13 protein-coding genes and 2 tRNA genes are annotated in these 12,334 nt (G+C 73.5%); 9 read left to right on the forward strand and 6 right to left on the reverse strand.

From position 1 onward, the window contains the following. Positions 1 to 51: 51 nt before the first annotated feature. From serS to ACYU8I_RS01050, 4 genes are read left to right on the forward strand one after another with little or no spacing between them, the layout of a single operon-like run. Positions 52 to 1,335, forward strand: a complete 1,284-nt coding sequence (gene serS / locus ACYU8I_RS01035) for a serine--tRNA ligase (protein ID WP_460836467.1) — start codon at positions 52 to 54, stop codon at positions 1,333 to 1,335. Then, entirely contained in the window at positions 1,332 to 2,195 is an 864-nt protein-coding gene (locus tag ACYU8I_RS01040) for an HAD family hydrolase (RefSeq protein WP_460836468.1), read from the forward strand. Before serS ends, ACYU8I_RS01040 begins: the two co-directional genes overlap by 4 nt. After that, positions 2,183 to 3,550 carry a Cof-type HAD-IIB family hydrolase gene (locus ACYU8I_RS01045; protein WP_460836469.1) on the forward strand — a complete coding sequence of 456 codons (1,368 nt, stop codon included), beginning with the start codon at positions 2,183 to 2,185 and terminating at the stop codon, positions 3,548 to 3,550. Before ACYU8I_RS01040 ends, ACYU8I_RS01045 begins: the two co-directional genes overlap by 13 nt. A gap of 4 nt (positions 3,551 to 3,554) precedes the next feature. Beyond that, a complete protein-coding gene (locus ACYU8I_RS01050; RefSeq protein WP_460836470.1) occupies positions 3,555 to 4,469 on the forward strand; it encodes a hypothetical protein in 915 nt (304 codons plus the stop codon). Here ACYU8I_RS01050 and ACYU8I_RS01055 read toward each other — a convergent pair. The 3 genes from ACYU8I_RS01055 to ACYU8I_RS01065 all read right to left on the reverse strand — a co-directional run bounded on the left by ACYU8I_RS01055 (position 4,466) and on the right by ACYU8I_RS01065 (position 6,848). Continuing rightward, positions 4,466 to 5,074, reverse strand: a complete 609-nt coding sequence (locus ACYU8I_RS01055) for a bacterial proteasome activator family protein (protein WP_460836471.1) — start codon at positions 5,072 to 5,074, stop codon at positions 4,466 to 4,468. The two genes, ACYU8I_RS01050 and ACYU8I_RS01055, sit on opposite strands and share 4 nt — an antisense overlap. Before the next feature lie 120 nt (positions 5,075 to 5,194). Next, a complete protein-coding gene (locus ACYU8I_RS01060; protein WP_460836472.1) occupies positions 5,195 to 6,169 on the reverse strand; it encodes an NAD(P)H-quinone oxidoreductase in 975 nt (324 codons plus the stop codon). Between the two features lie 121 nt (positions 6,170 to 6,290). Further along, complete coding sequence (locus tag ACYU8I_RS01065) at positions 6,291 to 6,848, reverse strand: NTP transferase domain-containing protein (protein ID WP_460836473.1); 558 nt, start codon at positions 6,846 to 6,848, stop codon at positions 6,291 to 6,293. Positions 6,849 to 6,874: 26 nt separating this feature from the next. On the opposite strand from ACYU8I_RS01065, the gene ACYU8I_RS01070 reads away from it, so the two are divergent. Then, positions 6,875 to 7,648, forward strand: coding sequence for a carbon-nitrogen hydrolase family protein (locus ACYU8I_RS01070; RefSeq protein WP_460836474.1), 774 nt, complete (start codon positions 6,875 to 6,877; stop codon positions 7,646 to 7,648). 26 nt (positions 7,649 to 7,674) lie between these two features. After that, a tRNA-Ser gene (locus ACYU8I_RS01075) sits at positions 7,675 to 7,762 on the forward strand. A gap of 34 nt (positions 7,763 to 7,796) precedes the next feature. Here the strand turns inward: ACYU8I_RS01075 and ACYU8I_RS01080 are convergent. Beyond that, positions 7,797 to 8,066 carry a hypothetical protein gene (locus tag ACYU8I_RS01080; protein ID WP_460836475.1) on the reverse strand — a complete coding sequence of 90 codons (270 nt, stop codon included), beginning with the start codon at positions 8,064 to 8,066 and terminating at the stop codon, positions 7,797 to 7,799. 128 nt (positions 8,067 to 8,194) lie between these two features. Between ACYU8I_RS01080 and ACYU8I_RS01085 the strand changes: the two genes are divergently transcribed. The 3 genes from ACYU8I_RS01085 to ACYU8I_RS01095 all read left to right on the forward strand — a co-directional run bounded on the left by ACYU8I_RS01085 (position 8,195) and on the right by ACYU8I_RS01095 (position 9,204). Next, positions 8,195 to 8,695, forward strand: a complete 501-nt coding sequence (locus ACYU8I_RS01085) for a hypothetical protein (protein WP_460836476.1) — start codon at positions 8,195 to 8,197, stop codon at positions 8,693 to 8,695. A 107-nt stretch (positions 8,696 to 8,802) separates the two neighbouring features. Further along, positions 8,803 to 8,896: transfer RNA gene (locus ACYU8I_RS01090), tRNA-Ser, on the forward strand. A gap of 161 nt (positions 8,897 to 9,057) precedes the next feature. Beyond that, a complete protein-coding gene (locus tag ACYU8I_RS01095) occupies positions 9,058 to 9,204 on the forward strand; it encodes a hypothetical protein (protein ID WP_460836477.1) in 147 nt (48 codons plus the stop codon). Between the two features lie 37 nt (positions 9,205 to 9,241). Here the strand turns inward: ACYU8I_RS01095 and ACYU8I_RS01100 are convergent, their stop codons facing one another. Then, positions 9,242 to 10,321 (reverse strand): LuxR family transcriptional regulator, encoded by a 1,080-nt coding sequence (locus tag ACYU8I_RS01100; protein ID WP_460836478.1) that lies wholly within the window; start codon positions 10,319 to 10,321, stop codon positions 9,242 to 9,244. 34 nt (positions 10,322 to 10,355) lie between these two features. Then, positions 10,356 to 12,176, reverse strand: a complete 1,821-nt coding sequence (locus tag ACYU8I_RS01105; RefSeq protein ID WP_460836479.1) for a phosphoenolpyruvate carboxykinase (GTP) — start codon at positions 12,174 to 12,176, stop codon at positions 10,356 to 10,358. Positions 12,177 to 12,334 lie beyond the last annotated feature (158 nt).

The raw sequence follows: 12,334 nt of genomic DNA on the forward strand, positions 1-12,334 counted from the left end.
GCGGCGCGACGGGCGGGCGGGCGCCCCGGTGCCGCTCGTTATCCTCGCCACGTGATCGACCCACGACTGCTCCGCGACGACCCCGACCGCATCCGTGCCGCCCAGGCCAAGCGGGGGCTCTCCGGCGACGTCGTCGACCGTGCCCTGGGCGCCGACACCGACCGCCGCGAGGCAATCGCCGACTTCGAGCGGCTGCGGGCCGAGCAGAAGCAGCTCGGCAAGGAGATCCCGAAGGCGCAGGGCGAGGCGAAGGCCGAGCTGCTCGCCCGCACCAAGTCGTTGGCCGCCGACGTGCGCACCGCCGAGACGCGCCAGACCGAGGCCGACGAGGAGTGGCGCCAGGCGCTGCTGGCGATCCCCAACCCGGCCGCCGACGAGGCGCCGGCGGGCGGCGAGGACGACTACGCCGTGATCTCCGAGCACGGCACCGTCCGCGACTTCGCGGGCGAGGGCTTCGAGCCGCGCGACCACGTCGAGCTCGGCCGGCTGCTCGGCGCCATCGACCTCGAGCGCGGCGCCAAGGTGTCGGGCTCGCGGTTCTACTACCTGACCGGCGTCGGCGCCGACCTGGAGTTCGCGCTGGTCAACATGGCGATGGACCAGGCCCGCGCGGCCGGCTTCACCCCGATGGTGCCGCCGACGCTGGTGCGTCCGCGCGCGATGGAGGGCACCGGCTTCCTCGGCCAGGCCGCCGACGACGTCTACCGGATCGAGGGTCAGGAGACCTACCTCGTCGGCACCTCGGAGGTGCCGCTGGCGGCGTACCACTCCGACGAGATCCTCGACGCCGAGTCGCTGCCGCGCCGCTACGTCGCCTTCTCGCCGTGCTTCCGCAAGGAGGCCGGCTCGCACGGCAAGGACACCCGGGGCATCTTCCGGGTGCACTGGTTCGACAAGGTCGAGATGTTCACCTACACCACTCTCGAGGACGCCGCCGAGGAGCACCTCCGGCTGCTCGGGTGGGAGAAGGAGTGGCTCGACAAGCTCGAGCTCGCCTACCGCGTCATCGACGTCGCGGCGGGCGACCTGGGGCTCTCGGCGGCACGCAAGTACGACTGCGAGGCCTGGATCCCCACCCAGGGTCGCTACCGCGAGCTCACCTCGACCTCCGACTGCACCGACTTCCAGACCCGCCGGCTCGGCATCCGCGGCCGGTTCGGCGAGAAGGACGTCAAGCCGGTGGCGACGCTCAACGGCACCCTCACCGCGATCCCCCGCACCATCGTCGCGCTGCTCGAGACCCACCAGCAGGCCGACGGCTCGGTCCGGGTGCCCGCGGCGCTGCAGCCCTACCTGCAGGGCCGGGAGGTCATCGAGCCCGTGGTCCCGGCGTGACGTCTGGTGCGCCGGGCTGGCAGCCTCGCCTCGTCGCGCTCGACATCGACGGCACGCTGCTGCGCTGGACCGAGGACGACGACGGCGAGGCCGTCGGCGCGGCCCGCGAGGAGGTCAACCCGGCCGTGCGCGAGGCGGTCCGGGCGGCGCAGGACGCCGGCGCCCACGTCGTGCTGGCGAGCGGCCGCTCGCCCGAGGGCATGATGCCGGTGGCCGACCTGCTCGGCATCACCGACGGCCGCAGCGGTACGCCGCAGGGCCCGCTGTGGGTGGTCGCGTCCAACGGCGCCGTGGTGTTCCGCTACCCGCCCTTCGAGCTGGTCGAGGAGACGACCTTCGACGCCAGCGAGAGCGTGCGCGCCGTGCTGGCCGAGCACCCCGAGGCGATGGTCGCCGTCGAGGAGCGCGGCGTCGGCTACAAGGTCAGCCGCCCCTTCCCACCCGGCGAGCTCACCGGCCAGCTGGTCGAGGCCCCGATCGACGAGATCGTCGGCGAGCCCGTCAGCCGCGTCATCATCCGTGACCCCCACGCCTCCGTCGACGACTTCATCGCCACCGCCAAGCGGGTCGGGCTGCAGGGCACCGAGTACTTCGTCGGCTGGACCGCCTGGCTCGACCTGCAGCCGCCCGGGGTCTCCAAGGCCTCCGGCCTCGCGCTGGTGTGCGACGACCTCGGCCTCGACGCCGCCGACGTGCTGGCCATCGGCGACGGCCGCAACGACCTCGAGATGCTCCGCTGGGCCGGCCGCGGCGTCGCGATGGGCCAGGCCCCCGACGTCGTCCACGAGGCCGCCGACGCCACCACCGACTCCGTCGACGACGACGGCGCCGCCCGCGAGATCCGTCGGTGGTTCCCCTGAGCGACCCTGCCCCCGAGCTCACCACCGAGCGGCTGCGGCTCCCGCTCGTCACGCCGGAGGACGCCGCGGGCATGCTCGCGGGCCGCCGACGGGTGTCGTGGCTGCCCGGCTACCCCGCCCGTGACGACCTCGACCTGGTGGCGCTCGTGGCCGACGGGTCCGATGGCTGGGGCCCGCGCCACGTCGTACGCCGCGGCGACGGCGCCACGCTCGGCTGCGCCGCCCTGGTCGGGCCGCCCGCGGCCGGTGACGACGGCACCGCGGAGGTCGAGGCCGTCGTACGGCTGGTCGACGAGGCGCGCGGGCGCGGCGCCGGGCGGGAGGCGCTGGCGGCGCTGCTCGCCGAGGCCGACCGGCTCGGGGTGCGGGTCCGCGCCGCGGTGCGCCCCGACGACCCCGCGGCGATGCGGTTCGCGACCCGGAGCGGGTTCACCGGCCTGCGTGGCGCACGCGACGACGGGTCCCTGGTGATGGTGCGGCCGCTCCCGGGCACCACCGGCGTGGTGACCGCGCCGGCCGCCCGCCCGACCCGACGTACCTCTGGAGCCCGCCCCATGACCCCTCGCCTGGTCGCGACCGACCTCGACGGCACCCTGCTGCGCAGCGACCGCACGGTCTCGCCGCGCACCGCCGCCACGCTCGAGCGCGCCCACGACGCCGGCCTGCCGGTCGTGTTCGTGACCGGCCGGCCGCTGCGCTGGGCTGCCGAGGTCTTCGAGCACGTCGGGCGCCACGGCCTCGTCATCGCCGCCAACGGTGCGCTGGTGTGGGACGTCAGCACCGACGGCCCGCGCCTGGAGCGCACCATCGCGGCCGCCGACGTCGACCACGTGACCGCGGCGGTGCGGGCGGAGTTCCCGGGGGCGGCGTTCGCCGTCGAGCGGCTCGACGGTTTCCTGGTCGAGGACCACGAGGCCTACCGTCCGCAGCACGAGCTCGCCCCCGACGTACGCCGCCGCCCGCTCGCCGAGCTCGTCACCGAGCCGGTGCAGAAGCTGCTGGTGCGCAACCCCGGCACCATCGCCGACGACTACGCCCCCCGCGTGCAGGAGCTGGCCGGCGACCGGGTGGAGGTCACCTTCTCCAACGGCGACGACCTGCTCGAGATCAGCGCGGCCGGCGTCACCAAGGCCTCCACGCTCGCGCTGCTGTGCGAGGAGCTGGGGGTGCAGCCGGGCGAGGTCGTCGCGCTCGGCGACATGCCCAACGACGTCGCCATGCTGCGGTGGGCCGGCACGTCGTACGCCATGGCCGACGCCCACCCGCTCGCGATCGAGGCCGCCACGCACCGCGCGCCCTCCAACGACGACGACGGCGTCGCGGTGGTCATCGAGGGGCTGCTCGACGCACAGTAGGCCGGTGGACGTCGTCACCTGGCTGCTGGAGTCGGACCCCGCCGTCGCGTGGCGGGCGCGCCGCGACCTGCTCGACGAGCCGGCGTCGTCGTGGGCGCCGGTGCGCGCCCGGGTCGAGCACGAGGGCGTCGGCGCCGCGCTGCTCGCGGCCCGCGACGACCAGGGCACGTGGGAGCACGCGGCGTTCTGGCCGGAGGGCTACACCGAGGAGCTGTTCCGCGCCCAGGGCCAGGCGTGGACGGCGACGTCGTTCGTGCTGCACGAGCTGGTCGAGCTCGGCCTCGACCCCGCGTCCCCCACCGCGGCCGCGCTGGTCGAGGCGGCGTCGGCGCTGCGGTGGGAGCACGACCAGCAGCCGTTCTGGGACGGCGAGGTCGAGGAGTGCATCAACGGTCGGCTGGTCGTGACCGGCTGCTGGTTCGGCGTCGACGTGACGCCCGTGGTGGAGCGGCTCGTCGGCGACCAGCTGCCCGACGGCGCGTGGAACTGCGAGCGCGAGCGCGGCGCCCTCACGTCCTCCTTCGACTCGACCGTCAACGTGGTCGAGGCCCTGCTCGCGGCCGACGCGGCTCCCGACGCCCGCGCGGCCGGCGAGGAGTGGCTGCTCGTACGCCGCCTCGCCTGGCGGCAGCGCGACGGGGAGGTCGCCGACCCCGACTACCTGCTGCCCGCGCACCCCACCCGCTGGCACCACGACGTGCTGCGGGGTCTCGAGCACTTCCGCCGCGCCGACCGGCGCGACGAGCGGCTGGCCGACGCGGTGGACGTCGTGAGATCGCTGCGGCTCCCCGACGGCCGCTGGCCGCTGCCGCGGGTGCTGCGCGGCCCTGCCCACGCGTCGTACGGCGTCGTCGGCGAGCCGTCGCCGTGGGTCACGCTCGCCGCGCTGCGGGTGCTGCGGTGGTGGGACGCGGGCTAGAGGTACATGCCCCCGCGGTTGCCGTGGCCGTCGTCGTCGGCCCCCTGCTGCGGCTGGCCCTGCGGTGCGCCGGGGGTCATGCCCTGCGGGAGCGCGCGGCGCATCTGCTCGAGCTGGCCGCGGGCGGCCATCTGCTGGGCGTAGATCGCCGTCTGGATGCCGCTGAAGAGGCCCTCGAGCCAGCCGACCAGCTGCGCCTGGGCGATGCGGATCTCGGACTCGGTGGGCGTGCCGCCCTCGAAGGGCTTGATCAGCCGGTCGAGCTCGTCGTCGAGCTCGGGGGCCAGGCCGTCCTTGAGCTCCGCGATGGAGGTGTGCACGACGTCGGCGAGGCGCTGGCGGCCCGGCTCGTCGACGGGCGCCGCCTTCACCTCCTCGAGCAGCTGCTGCACCATGCGCCCGATGCGCATCACCTTGGCGGGCTGCTCGACGAGGTCGGTCAGGTTGCGCGGACCGCCGTCGCCGTCGTCGATCGGCTCGACCTCCTGGGCGCCCTGCAGCGCGGAGGCCGGCACCGCCACCGGCTGCCCGTCGGGCCCGATCACGACGACGTGGCCGTCGTCGTGGGTCGTGTCGGGCTGGTGCTCACCGGAGGACGTCGACATGGGGTGGAGGGTACCCACGCCTCCCGACAGCCCCTCGCCCCATGACGTGTCGTCCATCTCGGTGACGTCGTGACTGCTGCCGCAGCCACGGAGTCACTGATGACCCGCCTGAGCGGATGATCAGCGACCCGTCGTCAGCACCAGCTTGCCGGTGTGCGAGCCCTCCTCCATGACCTGGTGGGCACGGTGGGCGTCCTCGAGGGGATACGTCTCGTGCACGAAGGTGCGCACCTTCCGCTGCTCCACCAGCGGCCACACGTGCTCGACGACGGCGGCGCAGATGGCGGCCTTCTGCTCGGTGGGGCGGGCGCGCAGCGAGGCGGCGATGACGGCGCCGCGCTTGGGCAGCAGCTTGCCGATGTTCAGCTCGCCCTTGACCCCGCCCTGCATGCCGATGATCACCAGGCGGCCCTCGACGGCGAGCGCGTCGACGTTGCGGTCGAGGTAGGAGGCCCCCATGTTGTCGAGGATGACGTCGGCGCCGCCCACGCCCTTGACGACCTCGACGAAGTCCTCCTCGCGGTAGTCGATCGCCCGCTCGGCCCCGAGCTTCACGCAAAACTCCCGCTTGTCGGCCGTGCCCGCGGTGGTCAGCACGCGAGCGCCGTACGCCGCCCCGAGCTGCACCGCCATGTTGCCGATGCCGCCGGCGCCGCCGTGCACGAGCAGCACGTCGTCCTGCTGCAGGCCCGCCACCATGAACACCGTCGACCACACCGTGCACGCCACCTCGGGCAGCGCGGCGGCGGTGACGAGGTCGACGCCCGACGGCACCGGCATCACCTGGCCCGCGGGCACGACGACCTGCTCGGCGTACCCGCCGCCCGCGAGCAGCGCGCACACCTCCTGGCCGACCTCGAACCCGTCGACGCCCTCCCCGAGCGCGGCGACGCGGCCGGAGCACTCCAGCCCGAGCACCTCGGTGACGCCCTTCGGCGGCGGGTAGTGGCCCTGCCGCTGCAACGTGTCGGCGCGGTTGACCGCCGTGGCGACCACCTCGATCACCACCTCGCCCGGCCCCGGCTCGAGGTCGGGGTGGTCGCTGACGACGAGGGCCTCCGGCCCTCCGGGCTCGGGCGCGGTCACGGCTCGCATGCGCCCGAGCCTGCCACGGGCTCGGCGCGGGCTGCGTCGTCGGTTGGTTTTCGACCGATCGGCACCTCCGGCGTCGGCGTGTCGGGGACTTTTCGTTCGAAAAGTCCCGCCGAGCCGGCCCTCAGCCGCCCGCGAGCCGCCGTACGAGGTCGAGGTCGCCGGGGGTGTCGACGTCAAGCGCCTCGTCGCCGACGGCCGGGACGGGCGCGAGCGAGAGCCCGGCGACGAGCCGCCGAAGCGGCAGGCCGTCGACGTCGGCCGGGGCGGCGGCGAGCAGCGCCGCGCGGGAGTACGCCGCGCAGAGGTACTGCTCGCGCCCGTCGCCGTCGACCAGCAGCGCCCCGTCACCGGGACCGACGGCGCCGACCAGCCGCTCGAGCGTCGCGCTGGCGACCAGGGGCATGTCGACCGCCAGCACGACCACCAGGTCGACCTCGGGGAGCGCTGCGACCCCGGCGAGCAGCGCAGCGGCCGGGCCACCCCCCGGTGGGTCCTCCCGCACGAAGGTCGCCGGGACGCCGGTGAGGAACGGCCCCACCACCACGACCGGGCCCAGTCCGGACGCGGCGGACAGCGCCCGCGACAGCAGCGACCGACCGCCCACCGTGAGACCAGCCTTGTCGGCGCCTCCCAGCCGGCGTCCGGTGCCGCCCGTCAGCACCACGACCCCGACGACCACCCGGCGAGTCTGACACCCTGGAGGCCATGAGCAGCACGTTGCGGGTCCGCCTGGTGCAGCAGGCTTCGGCCCTCGACCCGGCCGACAACCTCACCGCGATCGACCGCGCCGCCGCCGAGGCGGGTGGGACCGACCTCGTGGTGCTGCCGGAGGCGTTCGCCCGTGACTTCGGCGAGGCCGGCTCCGACCTCGCGCCGTGGGCCGAGGACCTCGACGGGCCCTTCGCCACCCGGCTGCAGCAGCTCAGCGAGGCGGGCCCGGCGTGGCTGGGCGGGATGTTCGAGCGCGGCGACGACCCGGCCCGCCCGCTCAACACCCTCGTCCTGGCGCAGCGCGGCCGGGTGAGCGCCTACCGCAAGATCCACCTCTACGACTCCTTCGGCTACGAGGAGTCGCGCACCATCAGCCCGGGTCCGCTCGAGCCGGCCACCGCCGAGGTCGACGGCTTCCCGCTGGGCCTGATGACCTGCTACGACCTGCGCTTTCCCGAGCTCGCCCGTGCGCTCGCGGTCGCAGGAGCCGAGGCGCTCGTCGTGCCCGCCGCCTGGGTCGCGGGCGAGCGCAAGGTCGAGCACTGGCGCACCCTGCTGCGCGCCCGTGCCATCGAGAACACCGTCTGGGTGATCGGCGTCGGCCAGCCCGGCCCCCGCTACACCGGTCACTCCACCGTCGTCGCCCCGACCGGCGACGTCGTCGTCGAGGCCGACGCCGACGAGGCGGTGCTCGACACGCTGCTCGAGCGCGACGCGGTGGCCGAGGTGCGGCGTACCAACCCCTCGCTGGCCAACCGCCGGCTGTGAGCGTGGCCTAGGCTCTGGCCCTACCAGGAGGGGTGCCGGAGTGGCCTATCGGAACCGCCTTGAAAGCGGTCGTAGGGAGACCTACCGCGGGTTCGAATCCCGCCCCCTCTGCCAGTCAGCCCCGGGTCAGTCCCGGGTCAGCCCGGGGTCAGTCCTCGAGGTGGCGCAGCAGCGTGCTGACCTCGCGCACGACGGTCTGCACGTGCAGCCGGTCGAGGACGCCCTCGCTGAGCTCGTCGAGGCGGGCGGGCACGTCGGTCGGGGTCGCGTCGTGGTCGCCCCGCGGCTGCGCCGGCACGGCGAGCGCCGTACGGGCGGAGACGAGGCGTCGGTGGGCGTTCCACCGCCACTCGGGGGCGGTGGGTGAGGCGTCGAGGAGCTGCTGCAGCTCTCGGACGGCGGCGTCGTTGGCACCCATCAGGCGACCTGCCTCGCGTTCGACGGCCCCGCGGCGACGGGCAGCACCGCAGGCTTGACGTCGCGATCGTGGCCCCCCGCGACGCCTCGATCAAGCGTGGTCCACGGCTGGACTACTCTCGACACGAGATGTCCGCAGCACCCACGCCCCAGCAGCCCCAACCGCCCCTCCCGGACCTTCCGGTACGCCGCCCGCTCGCCCCCGCGCTGCGCGCCCGGGTCCTCGGCGCCGGCATCGTCGTCGTCTCCGTGGCGCTGCTCGTGCTGGTGCTGCTCGCGTGGCTGCTGAGCCTGCCGGGCGCGGTCGTCACGGTCGTCGTCGTGCTGGTGTTCGCGGCGCTCGCCGCCCTGCTCGGCCTGCTCCTGCCGGCGCACTGGGTGCTGCGGCTCGACGAGGACGGCTACCGGATCCGGGGCCTCCGCTCGGCCGAGGCCCGCTCGGCGCGCTGGAGCGACGTGCTCGACGTGAAGGTCGCGACCGTCGACGGGGTCCGCTGCTCGATGATCCGCCTCCGCGACGGCCGCACCGCCACCCTCCCGGTTGACGTCTTCGCCGGCGACCCCGAGGAGCTCGTCCACGTCATCGCCGCCCAGCTCGACCGCACCCACGGCTACAAGCGCCTCGGCTGACAGGCGCTGCCGGCTGCACCTCACCGGGTCTCGAGGCCCTCGCCCAGGGGCTGGCGGCGGGCCGGATTCGCCGGGCGCAGCACCGATCGGTAACCTGTGCCCGGTCTGGAGGTGTCGCCTAGTCAGGTCTATGGCGCCCGCCTGCTAAGCGGGTTTGGGGCTACAACCCCATCGAGGGTTCAAATCCCTCCACCTCCGCCAGACCCGCCCCCGGCTCGCGATCCGCGACCGGGGGCGGTTCCGTCCTGCCCTCAGGAGTGCACGAACCTGCATTGCACGTTCGCGAGGGGGTCCGGCAGGACTCTCCTGCGTGATCTCGGGGGAGGCTTGTCCTTGCCCACCACGAACAAAGGACGACTCGCATGAACCTCCGCCACGCTGCCAAGGCCCTGACCGTCGCTGCCGCCTCCGTCGCGGTGATCGCGCTCGGCTCCCCCGCCCACGCCGACACCGCCTGGGAGAAGGCTCCGACCGGCGTCGTCAAGACTCAGGACACTGCCTGGGAGTGACCCTTCCCGGTCCTCCAGCCGGCCCGGCCGCGACGCCTCAGGCGTCGCCGCCGGGCCGTTCTGCGTCGTACGCCGCGGGTGGGTCGTCGGGCAGGGCGGTGTCGTCGGCCCGACCCATGGCCAGCCCGAGCTGGAAGCGGGTGTCGACGCCGAACTCGGCCTTGAGCGCCGCCACGTAGGAGGCGTAGGTGCGGGTGCTGACGCCGACCCGCTTGGCGCTGGCGGAGTCGCTGTGGCCCTCGGCGAGCATCCTCACCGTCAGCTGCCGCACCTCCTCGGCGATCTGTCCCTTGGTGCTGCGGGTCTCGTGGTCGTAGTCGCGCCCGCGCTCCCAGGAGCGCTCGAAGACGTCGACGAGGTAGGCGACGACCCGGCGGTCGTGGATCAGCACCGCCGACTCCGGCACGTCGCCGGGAATCAGCGCGAGCCGCCGGTCGATGACGATGAGCCGGTTGAAGAACTCGTCGAGGGTGCGGATCTCGGCGCCGACCTCGCGCATCGCGTCGACGTACTCGCGCATCGAGCGGCTGTGGCGCGCGGTGTGCTGGTAGAGGGTGCGCAGGCGGACGCCGCGCTGGAGGGCGCGTACGTCGCGCGACCTCGCCATGGCCTGCACGCTGGCCCGCCGGGCCCCGGCGGGGTGCGCGGTGAGGATCTCCATGCGGGCGTCCTCGACGGCCGACTCGAGGAAGCCGTTGACGGTGTCGAGGCCGCGCAGCTGCGTCAGCCCCTCCTCGCCGGTGCCGACGGTGCGGTAGGTCTGGCCGAGGGTGTCGAGGGTCTCGGCCCAGGCGCGGCTCTCCTCCAGCAGCCGCTGCACCTCGCGGGTCAGCGGCGCGACGAGCCACGTCTGCACCGTCGAGGGGTCGGTGGGCAGCCAGGCGGAGTCGCCGTCCTGCCGGAGCAGGCCGAGCGCGCTCAGCGTGAGCAGCGAGGCGTGGTCGGCGCCGCCGGGCTGGACGCGGGGGTCGTCGGGCTCGATACCGCCGGCCTCGACCGCCTCGGCGAAGAGCCGGCCGGCGGGCCCGGCCAGGTCGTCACGGAGCTGCCGGGGGTCCGGCGGAGCAGCGACGAGGGCGTCGGGTGCGGGCTCCTCGACTCCGTCCTCCGCACTCATGTCGGCCATGATGGCCGATGCAGGAAGTGCCTGCTCACTGACCCAAGCGCGCCTTGAGACCGTCGAGCTCGGTCCAGAGCACGGTCGGCAGGTCGTCGCCGAACTTCCCGAACCACTCGGTGATCTGCGGGATCTCCGCCTTCCACTCCTCGGCGTCGACCGCGAGGGCCGCCTCGAGCTGCTCGGGCGTCATGTCGAGGCCCTCGACGTCGAGGGAGCCCGGCGTCGGCACGTGGCCGATGGGGGTCTCGACGGCCTCGGCCTGCCCGTCGATGCGCTCGATGATCCACTTGAGCACGCGGGAGTTCTCGCCGAACCCGGGCCACAGGAAGCCGCCCTCGTCGTCGCGGCGGAACCAGTTGACGTAGAAGATCCGCGGCATCTTGGCCGCGTCGTTCTCCTTGCCCATGTTGACCCAGTGACCGAAGTAGTCGCCGGCGTTGTAGCCGATGAAGGGCAGCATCGCCATCGGGTCGCGACGCACGACGCCGACCGCGCCGACGGCGGCCGCGGTGGTCTCGCTCGACAGCGTGGCGCCCATGAAGGTGCCGTGGGTCCAGTCGCGGGCCTCGGTCACCAGCGGGATCGTCGTCTTGCGGCGACCGCCGAAGAGGATGGCGTCGATCGGGACGCCGCGCGGGTCGTCGTACTCGGGGGCGAGCATGTCGCACTGCTTGATCGGGGTGCAGTAGCGGCTGTTGGGATGGCTCGAGAGCTCCTCGCTCTCGGGCGTCCAGGGCTCGCCCTTCCACGAGGTGGCGTGGGCGGGCGGGTTCTCGAGGCCCTCCCACCACACGTCGCCGTCCTCGGTCAGCGCGACGTTGGTGAAGACCGAGTTGCCCTTGTTGATGGTCTTCATCGCGTTGGGGTTGGTGTGCTCGTTGGTGCCGGGGGCGACGCCGAAGAAGCCGTACTCCGGGTTGACCGCCCACAGCCGGCCGTCGTCACCGATGCGCATCCAGGCGATGTCGTCGCCGATGGCCTCGACCTTCCAGCCGGAGATGGTCGGCTCGAGCATCGCGAGGTTGGTCTTGCCGCACGCCGACGGGAAGGCCGCGGCGACGTACTTGGTCACGCCCTGCGGGCTGGTGAGCTTGAGGATCAGCATGTGCTCGGCCATCCAGCCCTCGTCCCGGGCGACGGCGGAGGCGATGCGCAGCGCGTAGCACTTCTTGCCGAGCAGGGCGTTGCCGCCGTAGCCGGAGCCGAACGACCAGATCGCGCGCTCCTCGGGGAACTGCACGATGTACTTGGTCTCGTTGCACGGCCACGCCACGTCGGCCTCGCCCTCGGCGAGCGGGTGGCCCACCGAGTGCAGGCACGGCACGAACGGCGCGTCGGTCTCGGTCATCTTCTCCAGCACGTGGCTGCCCATGCGGGCCATCACGCGCATGCTGGCGACGACGTACGCCGAGTCGGTCAGCTCGACGCCGAACATCGGGTTCTCGGCCTCGAGGTGGCCCATGACGAAGGGCACGACGTACATCGTGCGGCCCTGCATGCAGCCGTCGTAGAGGCCGCGCATGATGCCCTTCATCTCCTCGGGGTCCATCCAGTTGTTGGTGGGCCCCGCGTCGCGCTCGTCGCGGCTGCAGATGTAGGTGCGGTCCTCGACGCGGGCGACGTCGATCGGGTCGGACGCGGCGTGGAAGGAGTTGGGCTTCTTGGACTCGTCGAGCCGGGTGAAGGTGCCGGTGGCGACGAGGGAGTCGGTGAGCTCGACCCACTCCTCGTCGGAGCCCGTGCACCAGTGGACGCGGTCGGGCTTGGTCATCGCGGCGACCTCGGCGACGAAGTCGAGGATGCCCTGGTGCGTGGTGGGCGCTCCGGTGGTGATGTCCGACGTTGCAGTCATGCCAGCCCCTCTTGAGCAGTCTCGGCAGGTGTGTCTGTTGCCGGGTGCCGCACCGTTGCATGCGCCCGCGTGGGACCCCCCGTACCCGGCAGTAACGAGCCCGCGCCCGAAGGGTGCTGGCGAATGTACGTCGCCCCCGTGACCTCGGCTATTGGATC

The sequence above is a fragment of the Nocardioides marmoraquaticus genome (assembly GCF_054777915.1).